Source organism: Rhodanobacter sp. KK11 (assembly GCF_033345435.1).
Lineage (GTDB): Bacteria > Pseudomonadota > Gammaproteobacteria > Xanthomonadales > Rhodanobacteraceae > Rhodanobacter.
The window spans coordinates 1267908-1291068 of sequence record NZ_JAWPMI010000001.1; the positions used below are offsets into that span (position 1 = coordinate 1267908).

General features: G+C 67.7%; 24 protein-coding genes. 12 read left to right on the plus strand and 12 right to left on the minus strand.

Annotated features, from left to right (window positions below; all coding sequences use genetic code 11):
- Nucleotides 1-3: 3 nt before the first annotated feature.
- Both R5H19_RS05585 and R5H19_RS05590 read left to right on the plus strand, forming a co-directional pair.
- Entirely contained in the window at nucleotides 4-579 is a 576-nt protein-coding gene (locus R5H19_RS05585) for a c-type cytochrome (protein ID WP_318157959.1), read from the plus strand.
- A gap of 76 nt (nucleotides 580-655) precedes the next feature.
- Entirely contained in the window at nucleotides 656-1108 is a 453-nt protein-coding gene (locus R5H19_RS05590; RefSeq protein WP_318157960.1) for a DUF411 domain-containing protein, read from the plus strand.
- Between the two features lie 10 nt (nucleotides 1109-1118).
- Here the strand turns inward: R5H19_RS05590 and R5H19_RS05595 are convergent, their stop codons facing one another.
- The 4 genes from R5H19_RS05595 to R5H19_RS05610 all read right to left on the minus strand — a co-directional run bounded on the left by R5H19_RS05595 (nucleotide 1119) and on the right by R5H19_RS05610 (nucleotide 6136).
- Nucleotides 1119-2048: a DMT family transporter gene (locus R5H19_RS05595; RefSeq protein WP_318157961.1), complete on the minus strand. Its 930-nt coding sequence runs from the start codon at nucleotides 2046-2048 to the stop codon at nucleotides 1119-1121.
- A 177-nt stretch (nucleotides 2049-2225) separates the two neighbouring features.
- On the minus strand, nucleotides 2226-4361 hold the full coding sequence (locus R5H19_RS05600; RefSeq protein WP_318157962.1) for an AsmA family protein: 2136 nt from the start codon (nucleotides 4359-4361) through the stop codon (nucleotides 2226-2228).
- Between the two features lie 177 nt (nucleotides 4362-4538).
- A complete protein-coding gene (locus R5H19_RS05605; protein ID WP_318157963.1) occupies nucleotides 4539-5132 on the minus strand; it encodes a phospholipid methyltransferase in 594 nt (197 codons plus the stop codon).
- A 68-nt stretch (nucleotides 5133-5200) separates the two neighbouring features.
- The gene (locus tag R5H19_RS05610) at nucleotides 5201-6136 is read right to left on the minus strand and encodes a peptidylprolyl isomerase (RefSeq protein ID WP_318157964.1); all 936 of its coding nucleotides are present in this window, start codon (nucleotides 6134-6136) and stop codon (nucleotides 5201-5203) included.
- A gap of 147 nt (nucleotides 6137-6283) precedes the next feature.
- Here R5H19_RS05610 and R5H19_RS05615 point away from each other — a divergent pair, with 147 nt between their 5' ends.
- From R5H19_RS05615 to R5H19_RS05625, 3 genes are read left to right on the plus strand one after another with little or no spacing between them, the layout of a single operon-like run.
- A complete protein-coding gene (locus R5H19_RS05615; RefSeq protein WP_027489825.1) occupies nucleotides 6284-6646 on the plus strand; it encodes a PadR family transcriptional regulator in 363 nt (120 codons plus the stop codon).
- Complete coding sequence (locus R5H19_RS05620; protein WP_318157965.1) at nucleotides 6646-7569, plus strand: sensor domain-containing protein; 924 nt, start codon at nucleotides 6646-6648, stop codon at nucleotides 7567-7569. Before R5H19_RS05615 ends, R5H19_RS05620 begins: the two co-directional genes overlap by 1 nt.
- A gap of 41 nt (nucleotides 7570-7610) precedes the next feature.
- Nucleotides 7611-8219, plus strand: a complete 609-nt coding sequence (locus R5H19_RS05625) for a class I SAM-dependent methyltransferase (RefSeq protein ID WP_318157966.1) — start codon at nucleotides 7611-7613, stop codon at nucleotides 8217-8219.
- Nucleotides 8220-8359: 140 nt separating this feature from the next.
- Here R5H19_RS05625 and nth read toward each other — a convergent pair whose 3' ends face one another.
- The 4 genes from nth to R5H19_RS05645 form a co-directional block, all read right to left on the minus strand.
- On the minus strand, nucleotides 8360-8995 hold the full coding sequence (gene nth, locus R5H19_RS05630; protein WP_318157967.1) for an endonuclease III: 636 nt from the start codon (nucleotides 8993-8995) through the stop codon (nucleotides 8360-8362).
- The gene (locus tag R5H19_RS05635) at nucleotides 8992-9597 is read right to left on the minus strand and encodes an RnfABCDGE type electron transport complex subunit B (RefSeq protein WP_318157968.1); all 606 of its coding nucleotides are present in this window, start codon (nucleotides 9595-9597) and stop codon (nucleotides 8992-8994) included. The genes nth and R5H19_RS05635 overlap by 4 nt, the downstream gene beginning before the upstream one ends.
- A 10-nt stretch (nucleotides 9598-9607) precedes the next feature.
- Nucleotides 9608-11713, minus strand: coding sequence for a methionine--tRNA ligase (gene metG / locus R5H19_RS05640; protein ID WP_318157969.1), 2106 nt, complete (start codon nucleotides 11711-11713; stop codon nucleotides 9608-9610).
- A gap of 218 nt (nucleotides 11714-11931) precedes the next feature.
- The gene (locus R5H19_RS05645; protein WP_318157970.1) at nucleotides 11932-12396 is read right to left on the minus strand and encodes a DUF2147 domain-containing protein; all 465 of its coding nucleotides are present in this window, start codon (nucleotides 12394-12396) and stop codon (nucleotides 11932-11934) included.
- A gap of 162 nt (nucleotides 12397-12558) precedes the next feature.
- On the opposite strand from R5H19_RS05645, the gene apbC reads away from it, so the two are divergent.
- The 4 genes from apbC to R5H19_RS05665 all read left to right on the plus strand — a co-directional run bounded on the left by apbC (nucleotide 12559) and on the right by R5H19_RS05665 (nucleotide 15446).
- A complete protein-coding gene (apbC, locus tag R5H19_RS05650; RefSeq protein ID WP_318158161.1) occupies nucleotides 12559-13653 on the plus strand; it encodes an iron-sulfur cluster carrier protein ApbC in 1095 nt (364 codons plus the stop codon).
- Complete coding sequence (locus tag R5H19_RS05655) at nucleotides 13650-14195, plus strand: NADPH-dependent FMN reductase (RefSeq protein ID WP_318157971.1); 546 nt, start codon at nucleotides 13650-13652, stop codon at nucleotides 14193-14195. Before apbC ends, R5H19_RS05655 begins: the two co-directional genes overlap by 4 nt.
- A gap of 91 nt (nucleotides 14196-14286) precedes the next feature.
- On the plus strand, nucleotides 14287-14856 hold the full coding sequence (dcd, locus tag R5H19_RS05660; protein WP_318157972.1) for a dCTP deaminase: 570 nt from the start codon (nucleotides 14287-14289) through the stop codon (nucleotides 14854-14856).
- 95 nt (nucleotides 14857-14951) lie between these two features.
- A complete protein-coding gene (locus R5H19_RS05665) occupies nucleotides 14952-15446 on the plus strand; it encodes a hypothetical protein (protein WP_318157973.1) in 495 nt (164 codons plus the stop codon).
- Nucleotides 15447-15509: 63 nt separating this feature from the next.
- Here the strand turns inward: R5H19_RS05665 and R5H19_RS05670 are convergent, their stop codons facing one another.
- On the minus strand, nucleotides 15510-15926 hold the full coding sequence (locus tag R5H19_RS05670; RefSeq protein WP_318157974.1) for an HIT family protein: 417 nt from the start codon (nucleotides 15924-15926) through the stop codon (nucleotides 15510-15512).
- The gene (locus R5H19_RS05675; RefSeq protein WP_318157975.1) at nucleotides 15923-16591 is read right to left on the minus strand and encodes a dienelactone hydrolase family protein; all 669 of its coding nucleotides are present in this window, start codon (nucleotides 16589-16591) and stop codon (nucleotides 15923-15925) included. The genes R5H19_RS05670 and R5H19_RS05675 overlap by 4 nt, the downstream gene beginning before the upstream one ends.
- A gap of 105 nt (nucleotides 16592-16696) precedes the next feature.
- Between R5H19_RS05675 and rimO the strand changes: the two genes are divergently transcribed.
- The 3 genes from rimO (at nucleotide 16697) to phnD (ending at nucleotide 20264) form a co-directional block, all read left to right on the plus strand.
- Nucleotides 16697-18034, plus strand: a complete 1338-nt coding sequence (rimO, locus tag R5H19_RS05680) for a 30S ribosomal protein S12 methylthiotransferase RimO (protein WP_318157976.1) — start codon at nucleotides 16697-16699, stop codon at nucleotides 18032-18034.
- A 94-nt stretch (nucleotides 18035-18128) separates the two neighbouring features.
- A complete protein-coding gene (locus R5H19_RS05685) occupies nucleotides 18129-18980 on the plus strand; it encodes a DUF3025 domain-containing protein (RefSeq protein WP_318157977.1) in 852 nt (283 codons plus the stop codon).
- Between the two features lie 270 nt (nucleotides 18981-19250).
- Nucleotides 19251-20264, plus strand: coding sequence for a phosphate/phosphite/phosphonate ABC transporter substrate-binding protein (gene phnD, locus R5H19_RS05690; RefSeq protein ID WP_318157978.1), 1014 nt, complete (start codon nucleotides 19251-19253; stop codon nucleotides 20262-20264).
- A gap of 1145 nt (nucleotides 20265-21409) precedes the next feature.
- On the opposite strand, the gene greB is transcribed toward phnD, so the two are convergent.
- Nucleotides 21410-21910, minus strand: coding sequence for a transcription elongation factor GreB (greB, locus tag R5H19_RS05695; protein ID WP_318157979.1), 501 nt, complete (start codon nucleotides 21908-21910; stop codon nucleotides 21410-21412).
- Nucleotides 21907-23157 carry a hypothetical protein gene (locus R5H19_RS05700; RefSeq protein WP_318157980.1) on the minus strand — a complete coding sequence of 417 codons (1251 nt, stop codon included), beginning with the start codon at nucleotides 23155-23157 and terminating at the stop codon, nucleotides 21907-21909. Before R5H19_RS05700 ends, greB begins: the two co-directional genes overlap by 4 nt.
- Between the last annotated feature and the right edge of the window lie 4 nt (nucleotides 23158-23161).

Genomic DNA, 23161 nt, shown 5'->3' on the forward strand with positions numbered 1-23161 from the left:
CCCATGAAACGACTCATCGTCACCCTCGCCATCCTCTGCGTGGTCGCCATCGCCGGCGTCGGCGCCTTCGTCTGGTCCGGCGTCTACAACATCGGTGCCGACGTCCACCACACGAAACCCGTCTACGCGTTGATGCAGGCGCTGCGCGAGCGTTCGATCGAGCACCACGCGAAGGACATCGTGGTGCCGAACCTCGACGACCCGCCGCTGATCCTCAAGGGTGCCGGCCAGTACGCGGCGATGTGCACCGGCTGCCACCTGGCGCCGGGCATGGCCGAGAACGAAATGCGTCCGGGCCTGTATCCGAAGCCGCCGCAACTGGCGAAGTTCCGGCCCGACCCGCGCGAGGCGTTCTGGGTGATCAAGCACGGCATCAAGATGAGCGCGATGCCGGCCTGGGGTGCCAGCCACGACGACGCCACCATCTGGAGCATGGTCGCGTTCCTGCAGAAACTGCCCGGCATGACGCCGGCGCAGTACAAGGACATCGTGGCGAAAGCGCCGCCGGACGAGGACATGGACATGTCCGGCGAAGCCGGCCACGGCCACGATGCGGCGGAGCCCGGGCATGCGCACTGACGGCATCAGCGGTTGCAACGAACACGACGATGGTGCCGCCCCGGCAGCCATCCGCCCTCCAGCCAGGAACATGATCATGAAACGATGGTTTTCCCGTTTAAGCCTCGGCCTGCTGCTTGCCGCGTTGTTTGCGCCGGCGGCGCTGGCGTCGAACGCGTTCGACGTGTACAGCGATCCCTCCTGCGGCTGCTGCGGCGCGTGGGTGACTTACATGCGTGCGCACGGCTACACCGTCACCGTGCACCAGGATCAGTCGATGGCCGTGGTGAAGGCGCGCTTTCATGTGCCGGCCCGCGCCATGTCCTGCCACACCGCACTGATCGACGGCTACGTAGTCGAAGGCCACGTGCCGGTGGAGGACATCCGCCGCCTGCTGGCCGAGCGGCCGGATGCGATTGGCCTGGCGGCGCCCGGCATGCCGATGGGCTCGCCCGGCATGGAGATGGGCGTGCCCGAACGCTACGACGTGGTGCTGATCGGCCGCGACGGCTCGACCCGGGTCTTTGCGACGCACGGGCCGGGGGCCTGAATGCGACCGTTCAGTCCACCACGTTGTGGCTTTCCGCGGTGCCGAGCAGCTCCGGCTGCTTCGGCGCACGCCGGCGACGATGCAGCAGTGGATGCATGAACACCGCGGCGAGGATCACCGCCACGCCGGCGTAGAACCAGCCGTCCAGCTCGTGCTGCTCGCCCAGCAGCACGATCGCCAGCACGATCGCGTAGACCGGCTCCAGGTTGGTCACCATCTGCGTGCCGAACGCGCTCATGTGGCGCAGAGCCACCAGCGCCAGCGCGAACGGCAGCAGGGTGCAGCCGAACGACAGCGCCAGCAGCAACAGCGCATCGTGCATGCCCGGCAGCATGAACGCAGGGCCGACATGCGGGATGAACGGCGCCAGCAGGGTGAGGAAGACGGTGCCGGTGCCCAGCTCGATGAAGGTCACCGTGAGCGGGTCGCCGTGTTCGACCAGGCGCTTGTTGAGCGAGCCGAAGAACGCCACGAACAGCGCCGACAGCACGCCCACCGCTATCCCTGCGCGCATGTCGTGCGGCACGCCGCCCACCACCATCACCACGCCCGGCACCACTGCCACGCCGATCAGCAGCTCGCGCGGGTCGAAGCGACGCTTGGCGATCCACGGCTCGATGAAGGCCAGGAACACCGGCCCCAGCGCGATGCAGGTAGCGCCGACCGAGGCGTTCGACAGCTTGATCGCCGCGTAGAAGGTGAGCCAATGCAGCGATACCAGCACACCGATGCCGGCGTACGCCCCGATCAGCCGCGCCGGCATCGCACGCAGCCCGCGCCAGACCCGCGGCATCAACAGCAGCGCCGCCACCACCAGCAGCATGCGCCACCACACCAGCGGCAGCGCGGGCAGCGTGATCAGCTTGCCGAGGATCGCAGTGAAGCCCCACAGCAACACGCAGAAGTGGATCTGCAGGCGGGCCTGGTTGACGGGTTGCATGGGGAATTCGCAGGGGAGGGTGGCGCGACATTCTAGCGCCGGCTCTCGCCAAACCATCACGGATATCCTGGTCATTACCGTAACGCACTTGTAGGAGCCCGCTGGCGGGCGATGCTTTTTTTGATGAGCACCGGGATCAGGAAGCGCAGAGCAAAAGCATCGCCCGCCAGCGGGCTCCTACCGGTGCGGGCGCGTCTGCGTCGTGTCGGCACCGCGCAACTGCTGCAGCACCTTGCGGCAGGTGTTGTCGCCGCCGTCGCCGTGGCTGGGCGCGATCAGGGCAAGCAGGGCGGCCGGCGCGGCGACCGTGCCCAGCGCGACGGCGCCGGCGCCGCGCGCCAGCAGCGGGCCGGCGTGCACACCGACGTCCGGGTTCTTCAGCGTGCCGTGCACGTACAGTGGCGAGCGCAGCGAGAATACGCGAAGGCCCTTGGTATGCGGCTTCACGTCCAGGTCGAGTTTCTCGCTGGCGAAGTTCACCGTACCGGTCACGTTGACCACCGCGTCGTCGGTGTCGAACACGAACAGGCGCATGTCGAACAAGCCGTCGGTTGCGGCCATGTCGGTGGCGGCGCAGTTGATCGGTACGGTCTTGTCGCCGAACAGCTTGCCGATGACGATGTTGGCCACGTTGAGGCCGGCGGTTTCCAGGAGAGTCTTGCTGATCGCGCCGTCGTTCATCAGCAGCTTCAGCTCGCCGTTCGCGCTGCCGAGCAGGGCGGCCACCGAATTGCCCTGCGCATCGAGCGCGGCATGGCCGTTGATCTCGCCGAAGCTGGTGCGCATCGGCTCGAAGGTCGGGAACAGCTGCTTCAGCTTGAGGTGGCGTGCGTCGAGTTTCAGCACGCCGCGCATCGGCGTGCGGCTGCCGTCGAGGGTGACGTTGCTGCGCACGGTGCCGCCGGCGAGGCCGAAGCTCAGCGGGTCGAGGTGCAGCGCGCCGTTGTCCATCACCAGGTGGGTACTGAGCGAGTCGATCGGCAGCGCCTCGCCGCGTACGATGCGCGCGCCGGCGAAGGTCACGTCCGCGTCCATCGCCTGCCAGCGGTCGGTGCGGAACGGTTCCACCGGCAGCAGCTTGTCGGCCGGTTGCGGCGTGGCGTCGCCGCGCTGCGCCTTATGGGTGCTGGAATCGGCGCCGATCAGCGGCGCGAGGTCGGCGAACTGCAGCAGCTTCGAATGCAGCTCGCCGCTCAACTTCGGCCGCGCGCCGCCGGTGACGAACAGCAGGTTGCCGGCCAGGTCGCTGCCGCCGACGCGGCCGCGGAAGTTCTGGTAGCTGTAACGGCTGCCGCCGCGATGCAGTTCGGCCTTCAAGTGGCCCTCGGTGGCGTACGGTGGCGTGTCGGGCAGGGTGACGCCGGTGATCGGATACAGCCTGGCCATGCTGGAACCGGAGAGCCACAGGCGCACGTCGAGCGCACCCAGGTGCAGCGGATCGGTCAGCGTGCCGACCAGTGCGATGCGGTTGTCGCCGATGCGCAGGTCGGCCTGCAGCGGAAACGGCAAGCTCGCGTCCTGCAGCGCCAGCACGGCGCCGGTACGGCCCTTGCCCCTGAGCGGGCTGCCCTGGTAGCTGCCGTTTGCGGTCCAGCCGAACTGGTAGGCCGTCGACGCCGTCGGCTGGCCGATCCGTTCCGGCGTGGCGTCGCCACCGGCCATCACCTTCGTCGCCGCCGCGCCGGCTGTCCTGCCGGCTTGCTCGCGCGCCTCGCTGGATTGTTGCGCCACGATCTGTGCGTAGGGAATCGCCGCCTGCAACGGCTCCACCACCAGCTTGAGCTTCACCCGGCTGGCGGCGTCGTCGAGCGTGATCACGCCCTGGTCGAAGCCGATCGTGCCCAGCTGCAGCTTCCAGACCGAGGGCGCGGTGTTTGCCGGCAGCGCGAATTCCCAGCTGGCGCGGCCCGACTTGTCGCGCTCCAGGTCGACCGTGGGGCGCACCAGCTGCAGCGTGGGCACCTCGATGCGGTGCGCCAGAAGCGCCGGCAGCGACAGTCGGAAGTGCAGCGCGTCGAGATGGGCGAACTGCGGTTGCGCGGTCCAGTCAGGATTGGCGATGCTGATGTCGCGCGCGGTGAACTCGGGCCACGGTAGCCACGAGCCGGGTCCGCGGCCGTTGCGGTCGCGGCGCCAGTCCACGCCAAGCTCGCCGTTGATTGCGAACGGCCGCCCGATGGCCTGGCTGACCTTGTCGGCGATGAACGGCTTCACCCGGTTCCAGTCGAACGTGGCGACCACGATCAACAGCGCCGCGAGCAACGCCAATACGCCACCTGCGATCCAGCTGAGTACTTTCCCGCGGCGTTGCATCCGTCACTCCTCTGCGGCGGTGGGCCCGCGCGTCATCCGCACGCGTCGAGGCATCGCGTCCAGTGATAGCCGCAGGGGTGCAAAGGTTATGTCGTGGTGGGCGGCGGCTTTCAGACCCCGTTCACTCGTGGTCGATCGGCGGACCTTGCCCAGGGCCCTGCGGCAAGCGTCGGCGAATCAGGCGGCGACCTGGCTTTGCGCCCGTCGGCTGATGCAGTACACCGTCGCCGGTGGCAGGTTGAACAGCGCGCCGCCGACCCGGCGGGCCTGCAGGTTCAGCTGCGCGAGCAGGGCCGGCGGCAGCGGGCAGCGCGGGCCGTAGGTGAACTGGTAGAACATGCCGCCGCTGCGCAGCTGGCGTTCGAACACGCCTTGCATGATCGCGGCGACCTGGACCGGCGGCATCGACAGCAGCGGCAGGCCGCTGACCACGGCACAGGCGCGCTCGTCGCCGAACAGCGGTGCGGTATCGCCGAGCCGGGCGGCATCCATGCGCAGGATGATCGCCTCCGGGTAGCGCCGACCCAGTGCATCGGCGAGTTGCGGGTCGGCTTCGACCAGGGCCAGCCGGTGCAACGGTACGCCACGCGCCAGCAGGGCGCGGGTCAATGCGCCAGTGCCGGGCCCCAGTTCGATCACCGGTCCGCCCAACGCGCTGACGTGACTGGTCATCAGCCGCGCCAGCGCCGCGCCGGACGGTGTCACCGCGCCGATGCCGCGCGGGTCGCGCAGCCAGGCGCGCAGGAAGACCAGGGTGTCGTTCAGGGACATGCAGCGGATTTCGCGCTTGGCCGACGATGCAAGGTAACCGATGCGGGTGAACAAAATGTTCGGCGGCGTCAGGACGCCGGCCTCGTCCCGCGCACGGGCACGTCGATGCCGCACAGGTCGACCTTGCCGACCGGCTTCGGATAGAACGCGTTGCGGCCGTTGCGTTTCGCCTCGACCAGCGCGGCGAAGCTGGCGCTGTCGGTGCGCAGCACCTGGATCGCCGGACGGTCCTTCGCCGGCAGGTCGGCGGCCAGCCGTACCGATTCGATGGTGATGCGCTGCTGCGGTTGCGTGTAGAAGCCCATCGGCTCGGGGCCGCGCGGCAGCCCGGACAGCAGCGGCATGCCTTCCAGCACGCGGCCGGCCACGGCGAGGTTGTGGTCCAGCCGGCGCGCCTGGCCGATCACCGCGTACAGCGAGCTGCCGTTGCCGGTTTCCGGCGCCACGTCACGCGCCACGCCGACCGTGCCGTAGCAGTGCGCCACCCATTCCTGCCCGCTGGCGGGATCGCGCCCCACCGGGAAGCCTTCGCTGAAACCGACCTCGGGCGCGTACACGTCGCCGTCTGGCAGCGGCGTCCACGGCAGTTTCGGGTCGATCGCGCGGGTGAACTCCGGCGCCAGCGTCTTGCTGGCCTGGCCCAGCGGGCGGACCTTGCTCTTGTCGCCGTTGTCGTCGTCGTTCGGGTCACCCCACTGGGTGACGAAGTTGTCCTGCACGCGGATGATCGCCAGCCCGTCGAAATAGTGCTGGCGCACCAGGGTGCGGATGTTCGCCGCGTGCAGCGGGGTGAAGTCCGGCGCCAGCTCGATCACTACGCGCCCGCCCGGCAGCTGCATGAACAACAAGTTCTGCGGGTCCGGCGTGCGCCACTCGGCCGGCGTGGATTTGGCCAGGATTTCCTTCGCCGTCGGCGTGGGCTTGGTCTGCTCGGCGGCGAGGGCGGGCAGCGCCAGCAGGCTGCTGGCCAGCGCGAGGGCGGCGACGAGGTAGCGGCGAAGCATGGCATTCCCCTTGGCGACGGATGGCAAGGGCTGCAACTTAGCAGAGTGCTGCCACGGGTTGAGCTGGGCATGACTTCAGGCCCATGCACTAGTGTCAAGTTAGCAATATGGTTCACTCAACGTCATGCGGCAGTGCGGGTGAGCAAGGTGGACGACAGCGCCAGCCAGTTGAAGAAGTTCCAGAAGGAGCTCTCCAGCGGCACCGTGTCGCTGGTGCTGCTGGCGGTGCTGGGGCAGTCACGCCAGCCGATGTACGGCTACCAGATCGCCAAGCGGCTGGAGGAGGTGGGCGAGGGCGTGTTGGCCGGCAAGCAGAGCGCGTTGTATCCGGTGCTGCGCAACCTGGAGGCGGCCGGCCTGCTCGCCAGCGAGGTGGAGCCTTCCGTCAGCGGGCCGCCGCGGCGCTATTACCGCATCACCAAACCGGGGCGCGAGGTATTGCGCGAATGGGTCGCCGCGTGGAATGCCACCCGCGATTCCGTCGATAACGTCTTGCAAGGAGGGGTGTAATGAACGCGCCACGCACCATCGCCGAATACCTCGAACAACTGCGCGCCGCGCTGCGCGGCGCCGACCCGGCCCTGATCCAGGACGCACTGTACGACGCCGAGGAACACCTGCGCGCCGAACTGGCCGAGCAACCCGACCGCGGCGAGGCGCTGATGCTGGAACACGTCGTCGGCAGCTACGGCGCGCCGGACGAGGTGGCCGAGATCTACCGCGACCAGGAAATCAAGATCCAGCGCGCGCTGCGTCCGCCGCCGCCGCCGAAGCGTCGTTCGCTGGCCGGGCGCTTCTTCGGCGTTGCCGCCGATCCGCGCACTTACGGCGCGCTGTTCTACATGCTGTTGTCGCTGGCCACCGGCATCTTCTACTTCACCTGGGCGGTGACCGGGTTGTCGCTGTCGGTGGGGCTGTCGGTGCTGATCATCGGCCTGCCGTTCATCGTGCTGTTCTTCGGCAGCGTGCGCGTGCTGTCGCTGGTGGAAGGGCGCATCGTGGAGGCGATGCTCGGCATGCGCATGCCGCGCCGGCCGGTGTACCCGACCCAGGGCATGAGCCTGATGAAGCGCATCGGCAGCATGTTCACCGACGTGCACACCTGGACCACGCTTTGCTACATGTGGCTGATGCTGCCGCTGGGCATCGTGTACTTCACGCTGGCCGTGACTTTGCTCAGCGTGTCGGTGGCCCTCGTCGGCGCGCCGCTGGCGATGCTGTTCCAGAGCGACTGGCTGCCCGGGCTGTACGTGAACCACCGGGTCGTCGTGGACTGGGGCTTCGGTGAGCACGTGCCCGGCTGGGGTGACGCACTGGCGATGTGCGTGATCGGCATCGCGCTGCTGTTCGTTACCCTGCACCTGGCGCGCGGGCTGGGCCGGCTGCACGGGCATGTCGCCAAGCACATGCTGGTGCCGCGCGCGGCGGACTGAGTCGCCCGGTTACCATGCCGTCTTTGCCGGATCGACTGCCGATGCCCAAGACCTACGACCGCGCCTATTTCGACAAGTGGTACCGCGACCCACGCCACGCGGTGGCTTCGCCGGCGGAGCTCAAGCGCAAGGTGGCGATGGTGGTGGCGCAGGCCGAGTACTACCTAGGCCGACCGATCCGCAACGTGCTCGACGTGGGTTGCGGCGAGGCGACCTGGCGCGCGCCATTGCGCGCGCTGCGACCGGGCATCGTGTATCGCGGGCTGGATGCCAGCGAGTACGTGGTGGCGCGCTACGGCCGCAGCCGCCAGATCGGCCTGGCCCGTTTCGGCCAGCTCGAACAATTGCGCTTCGACACGCGCTTCGACCTGATCGTGTGCACCGACGTGCTGCATTACCTGAAGCCGGCGGAGATCCGCGCCGGCCTGCAGGGCATCGGCGAGATGCTCGAGGGCGTGGCGTTCCTGGAAGTGTTCACCAGCCGTGACGACGTGGCCGGCGACCACCACGGTTTCGTCTCGCGCACGCCGGCGTGGTACCTGCGCGAGTTCGGCAAGGTGGGGCTGCTGCCGTGCGGCTCGCATTGCTATCTCGGGCCGCGGCTGGAACGGCACATCGCGGCGCTGGAGCGGGCGCAGTTGCCGGCCTGATTGGCTGCCGAGCATCCCGGTTCGCGATGCTCTTGCTTCGTAGGGCGGGCACTGCCCGCCGCTTTTGTTCGAAAAGCCGGCGGGCAGTGCCCGCCCTACAGAGCAGGAGCAAGAGCCATGCTCTGCCGTTCCCCGTTCCTCTAACCGACTGTCTTGTCCCTGTAGCGGCACAGGTCGCGGATCGCGCAGTGGGGGCAGTCCGGCTTGCGCGCCTTGCACACGTAGCGGCCGTGCAGGATTAGCCAGTGGTGGGCGTCGTGCTTGAACTCGGCCGGCACCACTTTTTCCAGCTTGTCCTCCACCGCGCGCACGTCCTTGCCGGGGGCGAGCCCGGTGCGGTTGGCGACGCGGAAGATGTGCGTGTCGACCGCGATGGTCGGCTCGCCGAACGCGGTGTTGAGCATCACGTTGGCGGTCTTGCGGCCTACGCCGGGCAACGCTTCCAGCGCTTCGCGCGTGCGCGGCACCTCGCCGTCGTGCTGCTCGATCAGCAGCCGGCACAGCGCGATGACGTTCTTCGCCTTCGCGTTGAACAGGCCGATCGTGCTGATGTACTTCTTCAGGCCTTCCTCGCCCAGCGCGAGGATTGCCTGCGGCGTGTTCGCCACCGGATAGAGTTTTTTCGTGGCCTTGTTGACGCCCACGTCGGTGGCCTGCGCCGACAGCACCACCGCGACCAGCAGCTCGAACGGCGTGCTGTAAACGAGTTCGGTGGTGGGGTGCGGGTCGAGCTCGCGCAGGCGCGAGAACAGTTCGATCACGTCGGCCCGCTTCACGGTTTCGGTTCCTGCTGTTTCGCCCTGGCGCGGGCCAGCGCGGCCAGTACGGGATTGACCGGGCCGGCGGCGGCATCCACCGCGGCCTTGCGCGCGGCCAGCTCGGCTTCGCGTTCGTCGCGCTGGCTTTGCAGGCGCGCTTCGCGGCGCTGGAAATGCGCACGCGCTGCGTCGGCGTGTGCGGCGTCGATCTGCGCGGGCGGCATCGGTTCCAGCACGATGCAGTCGACCGGGCAGGCCGGCACGCACAGCTCGCAGCCGGTGCAGTCGTCGGCGAGCACGGTATGCATCAGTTTCGATGCGCCCACGATGGCGTCGACCGGGCAGGCCTGGATGCACTTGGTGCAGCCGATGCAGTCGGCCTCGACGATGCGGGCCAGCATGCGCGGCTTCTCCACACCGCAAGTGGGGTCCAGCGGCAACACCGGCCGATCCAGTAGCGCCGCCAGCTTCGCGATGCCGGCCGCGCCGCCGGGCGGGCAGCGATTGATCTCCACCTGGCCGCGCGCGATTGCCTCCGCATACGGCCGGCAGCCGTGGTAGCCGCACTGCTCGCACTGCGTCTGCGGCAGGAGTGCGTCGATGCGGTCGGCCAGGGTCATCGCTTGCGCGTCAGCGTACGGTGGCACCGGGCTGCGCACCCTGGTCGGCGTCGAGCAGGAACAGGTCGCTGCCGCCGTCGCCGGCCGAGAGGATCATGCCTTCGGACAGGCCGAAGCGCATCTTGCGCGGGGCCAGGTTGGCGATGAACACCACGTTGCGACCCACCAGTTTCTCCGGCTCGCCGTAGGCGGCGCGGATGCCGGAGAAGATCTGCCGCTTGCCCAGCGCGCCGGCGTCCAGCTCGAAGCGCAGCAGCTTGTCCGAGCCGTCGACGAAATCGCAGGCGAGCACTTTGCCGACGCGCAGGTCGAGCCTGGCGAAGTCGTCGATGCCGATGACGCCTGGCGCGTCCGTGGCGGGCGCGGCGGCGGGGGTGGCGTTCGGCTTGGCGGTGTCGTTCATGATCTTCTTCTTTTTCGGGGCGGCGGGAGCTTCGGTCGATGCGCCGAGCGAATCCTTCGAGGCCTCCACCATCGCCTCGATGCGTTTGGGGTCGATGCGGCCGAGCAACGGCTCGAAGGCATGGATGGCGTGATTGCGCAGCGGCGCGCGGGCATCGTCGAAATCCGCGATCGGCGCGTTCAGGAAGCGCTCGGCAGCGGCCGCGGTGGTCGGCAGGATCGGCTTGAGCATGCCGGTCAGCAGGCGGAACGAAGTCAGCGCGAACGAGCACACCTGGTGCAGTTCGTCGCGGCGGTTTTCGTCCTTGGCCATGCTCCATGGCGCCTTGGCGGCGATGTGGCCGTTGACCAGGTCGGCCATCAGCACGAAGCGGCGGGTAACCTCGGCGAAGTCGCCGCCGTCGTACAGCGCGGCGACGCCGTCGTAGTGCTCCAGCAGGGTGTTCCACAGCGCGGTCTCTTCCGCGCAGAACTGCGGCGCCAGACGGCCGCCGAAATACTTGTGCACGAAGCCGGCGGTGCGGCTGGCGATGTTCACCCACTTGCCGACCAGATGCGAGTTGACGCGCTCCTCGAACGCCTTGAGGTCGAGGTCCACGTCGACCGGCGCGTCGCTGAGCATGCTGGCGAAGTAGTAGCGCAGGAATTCCGGATGCAGGCCGGCGTCCAGGTAGGTGCGCGCCTGGATGAAGGTGCCGCGCGACTTGGACATCTTCGCGCCGTTCACCGTGAGGTAGCCGTTGACGTGCAGCGCGGTCGGCGTACGGAAGCCGGCGCCGTGCAGCATCGCCGGCCAGAACAGGCCGTGGAAGTTGATGATGTCCTTGCCGATGAAGTGATGCATCTCGGCGCTGCTGCCGGGAGCGAGGAACTCGTCGAACTTCAGGCGGGTGCGGTCGCACAGCGCCTTGAAGCTGGCCAGGTAGCCGACCGGCGCATCCAGCCACACGTAGAAGAACTTGCCCGGCGCGTCGGGGATCGGGAAGCCGAAGTAGGGCGCGTCGCGCGAGATGTCCCAGTCCTTCAGGCCGCCGTCCAGCCACTCGCGCAGCTTCGCCGCCACGCCGCTGTTCGCCACCGGCTTGCCGTGGGTGAGCTTGCCGGCGAACCAGTCGCGCAGCAGCCCCTCGAACTTGCCCAGCTCGAAGAAATAGTGCTCCGAGTCGCGCAGCACCGGGGTGGCGCCGGACATCACCGAGACCGGGTTGATCAGGTCGGTGGGCGCGTAGGTGGCGCCGCAGTGCTCGCAGTTGTCGCCGTACTGATCCGGCGTGCCGCAGTTCGGGCAGGTGCCCTTGATGTAGCGGTCCGGCAGGAACATTTCCTTTTCGGGGTCGAACAACTGCTGGATGTTGCGCCTGGCGATGTAGCCGCCGTCGCGCAGGCGCGTGTAGATCAGCGTCGACAGCTCGCGGTTCTCTTCCGAATGGGTGGTGTGGTACTGGTCGAAGGCCACGCCGAACGCGGCGAAATCCGCCTCGTGGCTCTCGCGGATGCCGGCGATGAACGCCTCCGGCGTCATGCCGGCCTTTTCCGCAGCCAGCATGATCGGCGTGCCGTGGGCATCGTCGGCGCAGACGTAAATCACCTTGTTGCCGCTCATCCGTTGCGCACGCACCCAGATGTCGGCCTGGATGTAGCCCAGCAGGTGGCCCATGTGCAGCGGGCCGTTGGCATAGGGCAGGGCGTTGGTGACGAGCAGGCGACGACTCATGGGGCGTATTCCGGTGATGACTGCGCATTATGCCATGCCCGTCTGGCGGCCCCGTCCGCGGCGCGGCCTGTTGCCGCCGGACTTCGGCGGCGGCTCGACGGCGTCGAGCCGCTGACCAGCCTCATCACCCGCCGGGCAGGCGGCGTGCGCCACATGAAAACGCCCCGCACCGGCGGGCGGTGCGAGGCGTTCGGGTCAGGCGCGGTGATGAAGCGGGATCAGTCCTGCCGTTCCCATACCTGCGAGCGACCGAGCAGGGCAAAGCCGATGTAGCCGTGCACGTCGAGTTTCTGTCCGCCGTCCATCAGCTTGAGCTTCACCTTGTAGACCTTGCCGTTCTTCGGGTCGAGGATCTTGCCGCCGCTCCACTCGTCGCCGTTCTTGCTGACCCCCCACATGAAGGTCATGCCCACGATCGGCTGGTTCTTGCGCTCGCCTTCGCACTTGCTGCAGACCGGATGCTCGCCGTCGCGCGCCACGTCTTCCGGCGTGCGGTTCAGCAACTCCACGATCTTCGCCTGGTACTCGCCGTTGTGCTCGGTGATCTCGACGATCGACTTCGGCTTGTGGGTCGTGTCGTCGATGGTCTTCCAGGTGCCGACCGGCGTGTCGTTGGCGGCCAGCGCGGCGCCGGCGGCGAGCAGCAGGCCGGCGGCGAAGGTGAGGCGGAAAGCATGCTTCATGGATGATCCTCCCGTACGAATGCGTATGGCCGCGAGACTGGCGAGGTTCGGCAGGGGCGTCAAGCTGCATTGCGCCATCCCCGTCACTGACCCAAGTCAGCGGGCCGGCTTCCGCGGGCTGGCATAATGGACACCCCCGCACAGACCCGAGCCGACACCGACATGACGCAGGCGAATGAAGCCCTGGTCCGCCAGATCCTTGGTGGCCTCACCGACACCCACACCGGTGCGCCGCTGGGCGAGGCCGTGCGCGCGGTCGGCGTGGACGGCGCGAAGGTGTCGGTGGACCTGCAACTGGGTTATCCGGCCGCCGGCGCGATCGACGATCTCACGGCACGCGCGCGCCAGGCGCTGGAAGCCGATCCGGCGATCGAGTCGGCCGCGGTGTCGATCACCAGCCGCATCCACGTGCACAAGGTGCAGGGCACGCTGGGGCCGCTGCCGAACGTGAAGAACATCATCGTGGTGGCGTCCGGCAAGGGCGGCGTGGGCAAGTCCACGGTGTCGGCGAACCTTGCGCTGGCGTTGCAGGCCGAAGGCGCGAAGGTCGGCGTGATGGACGCGGACATCTACGGCCCGAGCCAGCCGACCATGCTCGGCGTGCACGGCAAGCCGGCCTCGCCGGACGGCAAGAGCATCATCCCGATGCAGGCGCACGGCATGCCGGTGATGTCGATCGGCTTCCTGGTGGAAGAGGACACACCGATGATCTGGCGCGGCCCGATGGTCACCCAGGCGATGATGCAGCTGCTCACCGACACGCGCTGGGAGCAGCTCGACTACCTGATCGTCGATCTGCCGCCGGGCACCGGCGACATCCAGCTCACGCTGTCGCAGAAGGTGCCGGTGGCCGGCGCGGTGATCGTCACCACGCCGCAGGACATCGCCCTGCTGGACGCGCGCAAGGCGCTGAAGATGTTCGAGAAGGTCGAGGTGCCGGTGCTCGGCGTGGTGGAGAACATGGCCACCCACGTGTGCTCGAACTGTGGCCACGAGGAAAACATCTTCGGCGAAGGCGGCGGCGAGCGCATGGCCACGCAGTACGGCGCGGCCTATCTCGGCTCGCTGCCGCTGGACATCCGCATCCGCGAGCAGGCCGACGGCGGCAACCCCACGGTAGCGGCGATCCCCAACTCCGACCTCGCCATGCGCTATCGCGAGATCGCCCGCAACGCGGCGGGCCGGCTGTCGCGGCAGCCGCGCAACAAGTCGCTGGGGCTGGGCAAGATCGTGGTGCAGGGCGTGCCGGCCGCATGACGGCGCCGGCGCGGCGCGTGCTCTGCCTGTGCGGCAGCCTGCGCCGGGTATCGTCCAACCGCGCGGCATTGGAGGCCGCACGCGAACTGGCTCCGCCGACGCTCGAACTGGCGTTGTATGAGGGGCTGGGCGCGCTGCCGCTGTTCAATCCCGACGATGAGGCCGCGACGGTGCCGGCGTCGGTATTGACCTTGCGCGAGGCCATCGGCCGCGCCGATGCCCTGCTGATCGCCTGCCCCGAATACGCCCATGGCGTGCCCGGCGCGTTCAAGAACCTGCTGGACTGGCTGGTCGGCAGCCTGGAGTTTCCGGGCAAGCCGGTGCTGCTGCTGAACACCGCCGCGCGCGGTTCGTACCATGCGCAGGAGGCGCTGGCCGAGACCCTGTTCACCATGTCCGCCCAGCTGCTGGCGCCGCAGCCCGTGGCGGTGGCGTTGCCGGGAGCCGGCTGCACGGCGGCGCAGGTGCTGGCCAGTGCGGAACGCCGCGCGGAATTGCAGGTGGCGCTGGATATCCTGGCCGAAGCCCTGTGCGTGGCGTGAAGCCGGTCGGCTGGCGCGCCGGCGTCCCGACCATGTATTTTTGCCGCTTTGCGCCCGCCTGCCGGGCCTTCCGCAATCGACCGGAGACCGCGTGAGCATCAAATCCGACAAGTGGATCCGCCGCATGGCCCAGGGCCACGGCATGATCGAGCCGTTCGAGCCGGGCCAGGTGAAGCATGGCGCCGACGGCGGCCGCGCAGTGTCCTGGGGCACCTCCAGCTACGGCTACGACGTGCGCTGCGCGCGCGAGTTCAAGGTGTTCACCAACATCAACTCCACCATCGTCGACCCGAAGGCGTTCGATCCGAACAGCTTCGTCGACGTGGTGTCGGACGTGTGCATCATCCCGCCGAATTCCTTCGCGCTGGCGCGCACGGTGGAGTACTTCCGCATCCCGCGCAACGTGCTGGTGGTGTGCCTGGGCAAGAGTACCTACGCACGCTGCGGCATCATCGTCAACGTGACGCCGCTGGAGCCGGAGTGGGAAGGGCATGTGACGCTGGAGTTCTCCAACACCACGCCGCTGCCCGCAAAAATCTACGCCAACGAGGGCGTGGCGCAGATGCTGTTCTTCGAATCCGACGAGGAGTGCGAGACCAGCTACCGGGACCGCGGCGGCAAGTACCAGGGCCAGCAGGGCGTGACCCTGCCGCGTACCTGATCGCTCGCCTGAACGGGCGGCGCCCCGTGCTGCTCATGATCCCGGCCGGGCGCTACACTCCGCCGGGTGCCCCGACATGTTTCCAGGAGACACCGATGATCCGTTTTTCGCCCCTGCTTACCCGTGCGGTCGCGGCAGCCATGCTGGGCAGCCTGCTGGTGCTGGCCGGTTGCCATCGCGGCAGCACCAGGGATGAGGTCAGCACCGCCCAGGCCCAGGGCCAGTTCGACACCGTCGTCAACGCCTACAAGAGCGGCCAGTTCCTGCTGGACGGCGCGGTGCTGTCGGCGCTGGATCTGGGCAGCCATTTCTCCTACCTGAAGGAGCAGGGCAAGCTGCCGAAGACCGTGCTGCTGGAGCGCAGCGACGATTCGAAGGTGCGCAAGCAGCACCTCGAGTACATGGCGCGCATGCAGCTCGACTACGGCTTCACCGTGTACTACGACGACGGCGGCACGCTGAAGAAGATCAACCCGGTGGATACCAAGGCGCGCAGGCTCGAGGATTACCACGCGCCGGTGCAGATGAACGACGAGCTGAAGGGCAAGTCGGCTTCCGGCGGCAGTTTCGATCCCTCGCAGCAGCAGTAACACGGCCGGTTACGCTGCAAGGCCCGCGGATGGCCTCCGCGGGCTTTTGCATTTGCGGGGCTCTCAGCCCGCCAGCGCATGCCTCAGTGCGGCGATCAGCGCGGCCGCGCGGTCGTCATCGTAGGCCACGCTGCGGCCGTGGCCCCAGACCGGCCCCGGCCATGCCGCATCGCCTTCGACCCTGGCGACCAGGTGCACATGCAGCTGGCGCACGATGTTGCCGAGCGCGCCGAGGTTGAGCTTGTCGCAGCGGACGACGGCGCGCAGTGCGGCAGTCGCGCGGCTCACCTCCTGCCACAAGGCGGCCTGCCCGCCGGTATCCAGGTCGGCGATCTCGACCAGGCCGGCGCGGCGCGGTACCAGGATCAGCCAGGGGTAGCGCGCGTCGTTCATCAGCAAAACGTCACACAGCGGCAACGCAGCGACCGGGCAAGTGTCCGCCGCCAGCCGCGGATCGAGCGCGAAGGCGGCTGCGCTCATGCGCCGGCCAGCTGCCGGTCGAAGAACGCCAGCGTGCGCTGCAGCGCCAGTTTCGCGCTGGCCTCGTCGTAAGGCGCGCTGCCGTCGCGGTTGAAGGCGTGGTCGGCCGGGTAGGTGAAGATTTCCATCTGCGGCAGCGCCTCGCGGTGTTTCGCCACCATTTCCGGCGTGATGCTGTGGTCCTTTTCGCCGAAGTGGAACATCACCGGCGCCTGCGGCGTCTCGTGCAGGAACGGCAGGTTGCGCGCGCCGTAGTAGCTCACCGACGGCAGGCCCAGGCGCAACGCGGCGAGCAGGGCCACCGTGCCGCCCCAGCAGTAGCCGACGGTGCCGATCTTCCCGGCCGAGGCGATCGACTCGGCGGCGCTGGCGACGTCCTCCAGCGCTCGCTCCAGCCCCAGCTCGTTCACCAGCTGCCTGCCCTTGTTCGCGCCGACCTGGTCGTAGCCCAGTTCCACGCCGCTTTCCAGGTGGTCGAAGAACGCCGGCGCGATCGCGGTGTAGCCGTGTTCGGCGAAGCGGTCGGCCACGCGGCGGATGTGCGCGGTGACGCCGAAGATCTCCTGGATCACCACGATGCCGCCCTTCGGCTTGCCTGATGGCTGGGCAAGGTAGCCGCCGATGCACTGGGTGCGGGTGGTGGGGATGTTGATGTGCTGGCCCATGGGCGGCTCCGGCGGGGGGATCGCGTGAAGTCTAGCCGTGCCGGTGGCCGGGCTGCACTGCCGTATAATTCCCGGTTACTCCGCAGGTTTCCGGTAGCGTCCCGCATGTCCCAGACCGCCCACAAGATCGGCTTCGTCAGCCTCGGCTGCCCCAAGGCGCTGGTCGATTCCGAGCGCATCCTTACCCAGCTCAAGGTCGAGGGTTATGAAATCGTGCCCAGCTACGGCGAGGCCGACGCGGTGGTGGTGAACACCTGCGGCTTCATCGACGCCGCGGTGCAGGAGTCGCTGGACTCGATCGGCACTGCGCTCAACGAGAACGGCAAGGTGATCGTCACCGGCTGCCTGGGCAAGCGCGAGGCGCTGATCCGCGAGGCGTATCCCGACGTACTGTCGATCAGCGGCCCGCAGGACTACGCCAGCGTGATGAGCGCGGTGCACGCGGCGTTGCCGCCGAAGCGCAACAAGTTCATCGACATCGTGCCGGACACGGGAGTGAAGCTCACCCCGAAGCACTACGCCTACCTGAAGATTTCCGAGGGCTGCAACCACCGCTGCAGCTTCTGCATCATCCCGTCGATGCGCGGCAACCTGGTGTCGCGTCCGGTCGACGAGGTGCTCATCGAGGCGGAGAAGTTGGTCAGGGGCGGCGTCAAGGAGCTGCTGGTGATCTCGCAGGACACCAGCGCCTATGGCGTCGACCTGAAATACGCCGAACGCGCATGGCGCGGCAAGGCGTACCGCACGCGCATGACCGAGCTGTGCGGAGGCCTGTCGGAGCTGGGTGCGTGGACGCGGCTGCACTACGTTTACCCGTACCCGCACGTGGACGAGCTGATGCCGCTGATGGCGGCAGGGAAAATCCTGCCGTACCTCGACATCCCGTTCCAGCACGCCAGCCCGCGCATCCTGAAGCTGATGAAGCGCCCGGGCAACATCGACAAGACGCTGGAGCGCATCCGCAACTGGCGCGCCCTGGTGCCCGACCTCACCATCCGCAGCACCTTCATCGTCGGCTTCCCCGGCGAGACGGATGCGGAGTTCGAGGAACTGCTGGATTTCCTGCGCGAGACCGAGCTGGATCGCGTCGGCGCCTTCGCCTACTCGCCGGTGGACGGCGCCAAGGCGAACGAGCTGCCCGGCGCGGTTTCCGAGGAGCTGAAAGAGGACCGCCTCGAACAGTTCATGGCGGTGCAGGCGGAAATTTCCGCCGCGAAGCTGCAGCGCAAGGTCGGCCGCACGCTCAAGGTGCTGGTGGACGAGGCGAACGCCGATGGTGCGGTGGCCCGTTCCGCCGCCGACGCGCCGGAGATCGACGGCAACGTGCTGATTGCCGATGGCCAGCACCTGAAGCCGGGCCAGTTCGTCGACGTGCTGGTCGAGGCGGCCAGCGAGCACGACCTGCACGCCCGCCTCGCGCATCCCGCCCTCAAGCTTGTCTGAAAGTGCGGCCAGGGAAGGCCGCTTCTGATGTCGGGGCTAGGCGTGGAATGAACGTCATGGCAATCCATGGATCGCTGCGCTCATGGACGAGCGCATGAAATACACTCCGCCTTCCCGCGACGCGGTCGATCCGCGAGTGTTCGATCGGCTGCCGCTGGCCGCCTGGCGCGAACATGCCGGGTTTCTCGAGGCCCGCGACTGGCCGTCCGTCGATGCGCTCAACGCCTGTCGCCCCGCAGGCATGCGCGAACGTTTCGCGGCGCAAACCCGCGAACTGCTCGCCGACGGCCTGCACTACGAGCAGCGCATCGCCGACCGCGGCGTCATCGCCACCCGCGCGTGCAACTGGCACGACCTGTTCAACGCGCTGGTCTGGCTGTGCCACCCCGCACTCAAGCGGGCGCTCAACGCGCGGCAGGTGGCCGAGATCGCGCGCATGGGCACGAAGCAACGCTCGCGCGCGCAGTGCGCGCTGACCCATTTCGACGAAGCCGGCGCAGTGGTCGTGCTGCGTGATCCCTCGCTGCTGGCCCTGTGGGATGCCCACGACTGGCACGGCCTGTTCTGGCGCGAGCGCGCGGCCTGGCTGGACGGGCGCATCGGGGTGGAACTGTTCGGCCATGCCCTGCTCGAGCACGCGTTGACACCGGAAAAACTGCTGGTGGGCAAGGCGCTGGTGGTTGCCGGACCACAGGTGTTGCCGGCAGAGGCTTTCCAGGCCTGCGCACAGGCCATCGCTGACGGTCGGGTGCTGTGCGATCCGCTGGAACTGCGCCCCTTGCCGCTGGCCGGCGTGCCCGGCTGGCATGCGGGCAACGAACGGGAAACGTTCTGCCGCGAGGCGGCATGCTTCCGGCCGCTGCGGCCAGGTCGAAACTACCCTGCCGCGATGACGATCGGGCAGGGCGCGAGCGTCGCGACGGACAACCCCGTGCCGACCCTCTGAGCCTATCGCGCGCGCAGGCCCCCGCTGGCGGACGACGCTTCTGGCGGTGAACCAGAAGCGGGATTCGCAGTGACAGGCATCGCTCGCCAATGGGCTCCCGCACGTGAAGGCATTGCCGCAGCGTATGGAACCCGCCAGGGCAACGGCCGGGACTGCTTGCCGGATGCGGCGATCGCGACTATATACGGGTCACGGGGTGCGGGATTCGAGGGAGCAGCAACATTGGATATCGCGGGGTTCCGCCGACACCATCAGCGCCGCGGGCGTGACATGGTCTGGATGCTTGCCGGCCTGCTGGCGCTGGGGTTGCTGCTGCCCCGCGGCCATGCGCAGGCGACCGACGGGGCGGCGTCGTCATCGGTCCGTTTCGGCATCCTGCCGATCGGCAGTGCGGCCGAGTCGCTGGAGCAGTGGCGCCCGCTGCTGGACGATCTGCAGAAGCGGCTGCAACGCCCGGTGACCACGGTATCGGTGGGCAGCTACGCCGGCCTTGCCGACGCGATCGGCGCGCAGCGGGTGGACATCGCCTTTCTCTCCGGCAAGCTCGCGGTCGAGGCGGTGACGCACCAGCACATGCAGGTATTCGCCCAGTTCGTGCGCAGCGATGGCGCCAAGGGCAACGTCGCCACGCTGGTGGTACGCAACGACAGCCCGATCCGCAACCTCGACGACCTGCTGTCCACGCCGGGCAGCAGCTGGCGCTATGCGCGCAGCGAGCATCTGTCGGTCACCGGCTACACCGCGCCCGAGGCCTACGTGTTCGCGCCGCGCGGTCTCAACTCCGATACCTTCTTCGGCAGCGTGCGGGTGGGTGACCACCAGAGCAACCTGCTCGCGGTGGTCAACCGCGAGGTGGACGTGGCCAGCAGCAACAACCCGGATATGGACCTGTTCCGCCGCAACTTCCCGCGCGAAGCGGAGCAATTGCGGGTGATCTGGCGTTCGCCGCTGATTCCCTCCGGGGTGCTGGTGATCCGCGCCGGCATGCCCGCTTCGCTGCGGCAGAAGCTGACCGCGTTCCTGCTCGGCTACGGCAAGGCCCGCGGCGAAGCCGGCGCGCGCGAGCGCGCGAAGCTGGCGCGCATTCCCGACCTGGGCGGCTTCGCGCCGGAAGACAACCGCGTGCTGGAGCCGTTCGTCGACATGCAGTACACCCTGCTGCGGCAACAGGCCGAGCACGGCCAGTGGGTCACCCCGCAGGCGCGGCAGGCCCGGCTGGCGCAGATCGAGGCCGACCACCGGCGTGCCGTGAGGCAGTTGCAGCCTGCCTCAGGAAGCCGATGATCTGCCCCGAGGGGAATCGACTGGTGCACATGTCCGTCCTCGTCAGGTTGACGGGCTGTACTCAGCTTTGCGTGGTACGGCTCTACGGGAGCAGGTCAAGATGGTAGTGCCGGTCCACTGGCAGCCCAGACAGACTGGATGGTAATTATGTCGACCTTTCGTTTTATTCTGGTTTCATTTGCATGCCTGCGGGTGTCTGAGCTAATTTTTGGATTGTTGGTATTTACGCTTGGCTGTTATTTGTTTCCCGAGGCTTTCGATACGTACTCGCCACTTCATTCTGCATATGCCATCATGTTTGTGGATTGGATAATGTTTGGTTATCTGTGGATATCTGCTATTTACTTGGCAAATGGTCTTATTTTCTCCGATAGAGCAAGGCGAATATCATGCGTATTAACTAATGGTGGAATCTATCTTCTACATGGAATAGTTATCCTTGTTTATGTATTTGTGCCGCGCGAGGGAGACTTTACCTTTCAGCCTCGTTCGATATGGTTTGGCTGGATGACTATGGTTGTGTTTAATTTTCTATCGCCGATCCTATTGCTGCGGCTTTTGGGCCAAAAAAGCAGTAACCGAACTTAAGGTGAAGTGCTCTCCTCGATTCGAGTCGGTCAGAAGTAGAGTTCCCCACGCTGCATGAAGGCGCGACGCTCGACCTCACCCGTGCCTTCGACCGATCAAGTGCGTCGACGCGAGCGGAAGAAAGTGCCCGTTGCCGAGCGGCAACCGCCGGCTTGACCAAGTCAATCAAAGGGGACGGAGGTAATTAAATCGCGCTCGTTGATTTTGGCCGCCCGCGTGGGCGGCAGGCAACGGGCCGTCCCAGCGTCTTTTCGACCATACGCTGAAACCGCTCGTCACCCAGTGCGCGCTCCTGATTCACGTGTTGCCGGATGCGCGCAAGGTCATCGTCGGTCATGCCTTCCCGCAACCATGTTCGATAGATCGCGTAATCAAAGGGGACGGAGGTAATTAAATCGCGCTCGTTGATTCTGGCCGCCCGCGTGGGCGGCAGGCGACGGGCCGTCCCAGTGTCTTTTCGACCAGAGAAACCTCAGAGAGAAACCTCAGGGTCAGGTCTTGTTTTGCCGTATCGAATCTCGTCGAGTCGACGTAAGGCGATCCTGCCGCAGAAAGGCCTACTCGTAATCCACCGCCAGCACGGCGAACTGCGTGGTGCCGCCCGGCAGTTCGGCGCTGAATTCGTCGTCCACGCGTTTCTTCAGCACCGCCCGCGCCAGCGGCGAGTCGATGCTGATCCAGCCGCGTTTCGCGTCGGTTTCGTCGGGGCCGACGATGCGGTAGCGGTGGATCTCGCCGGTGGCGACGTTCTCCAGCTCGATGCGGGCGCCGAAGAACACCGCCTGGCGATCGCCCGGCATGCCCTCGGCCACCTTGAGTGAAGGGATGCGCTTGCTGAGGTAGCGCACGCGGCGGTCGATTTCGCCGAGCTGCTTCTTGCGGTAGGTGTACTCGGCGTTTTCCGAGCGGTCGCCCTCGGCGGCGGCGGCGGCCAGCGCTTTCACCACTTCCGGGCGCAATACGTGCCACAGGTGGTCGAGCTCGGCCTTCAACCGCTCGAAACCCTCGCGGGTGACGATCGCGGTGGAGCCGGGCGAGGGCGGCCGCCAGCGGCTCATGCCGGGTTGGCCAGCTGTCGCCGCTGCGCGTCGATCTCGCTGCGCAGCGGATGCTCGGGCCAGGCGGCGGCGAGCCGGTCCAGCAGTGCCGCTGCTTCGCCGTGCTGGTCGGCGTGCGCCGCGAGCTGGCGCGCGGCGAGCAGGCCGTAGTGCGGCGCCTGCATGTCGCGCGGCCAGTGCGCGAGATAGCCGCGGCACAACTGGATCGCAAGCCGGCTCATGCCCAGCCGTGCGGCGAGGTCGGCGAGCTCGCCGCAGGTGCGCGGGTCGTCCGGCACGAACGCAGCGTCGATGCTGGCGCATTCCTGCAGCAAGCCGAGCGCGCGGCGCGATTCGCCCTGGGCGATCAGTGCGGCGATCCAGATCTGGCCATGCACCAGCAGGTCGTCGCGCAGGCCCTGTCGCTGCAGCAGCCCGCGATAGAACTGGTGCACGGCTGCCGGGGCGGCGCGCTCCTGCAGGCGGGCGGCCAGTTGCCGCAGCGCCGCCAGCGGGTCGTCGACGGCGAGCCGGCGCGCCTCGTCGAGCAGGCGGCTGTCGGCGTCCTGGCCGGCAGCCGCAGCGAGTTTCTCGGCTTCCGGCTCGATGCCGAAGCGCTCGTGGCGCTGGTGGATCATCGCGCCCATCAGGTGGAACGCCAGCACGATCAGGTAGGTATAGGCGAAGGCGAACAGCGGCAACGCCAGCAGCCGCGGCAGCAGCGCGGTGGCGACCGAGGCCAGCACGATCAGCGCACCGAGCAGCAGGTTGATCGCCACCGGAATCAGGTAGGCGGCGCCGAAGCTGCCGATCACGCGGGCCCAGTTCAACGGGTTGATCGCCAGCGCCAGGTTGCCGTCGAACGCCAGCGACATGTCGATTGCCGGCAGCACCAGCGCGGCCAGGATCAGCAGCGGCCACAGCAGGCGCGGGAAGAACACGATGGCGACCACGCACAGCGCGACCACCAGCAGGTGGATCGCGGTGAGGCCCCAGCCGCTGGCGCTGTTGCCGTCGCTGCCGACGTCCGGTGGGTCGGCGTAGCCGTTGGCGGTGTGCAGCAGGCAGTCGGCGGCGTAGCGCCAGGTGGCGGCCCACACCAGCGCGCTGGCCAGCGCGCCGGTCCAGGAAGGCAGCAGGCCGACGTAGTGGACCAGCGCCAGCACCACGCAGGTGGGCAGGGCGGCACCGCGCAGCGGGTAGCCGAAACCGGCTGCGAGGCGCTCGCCGAAGGGCGTGTCGGCGGCAACGATTTCGACGCGCGGCATCAGC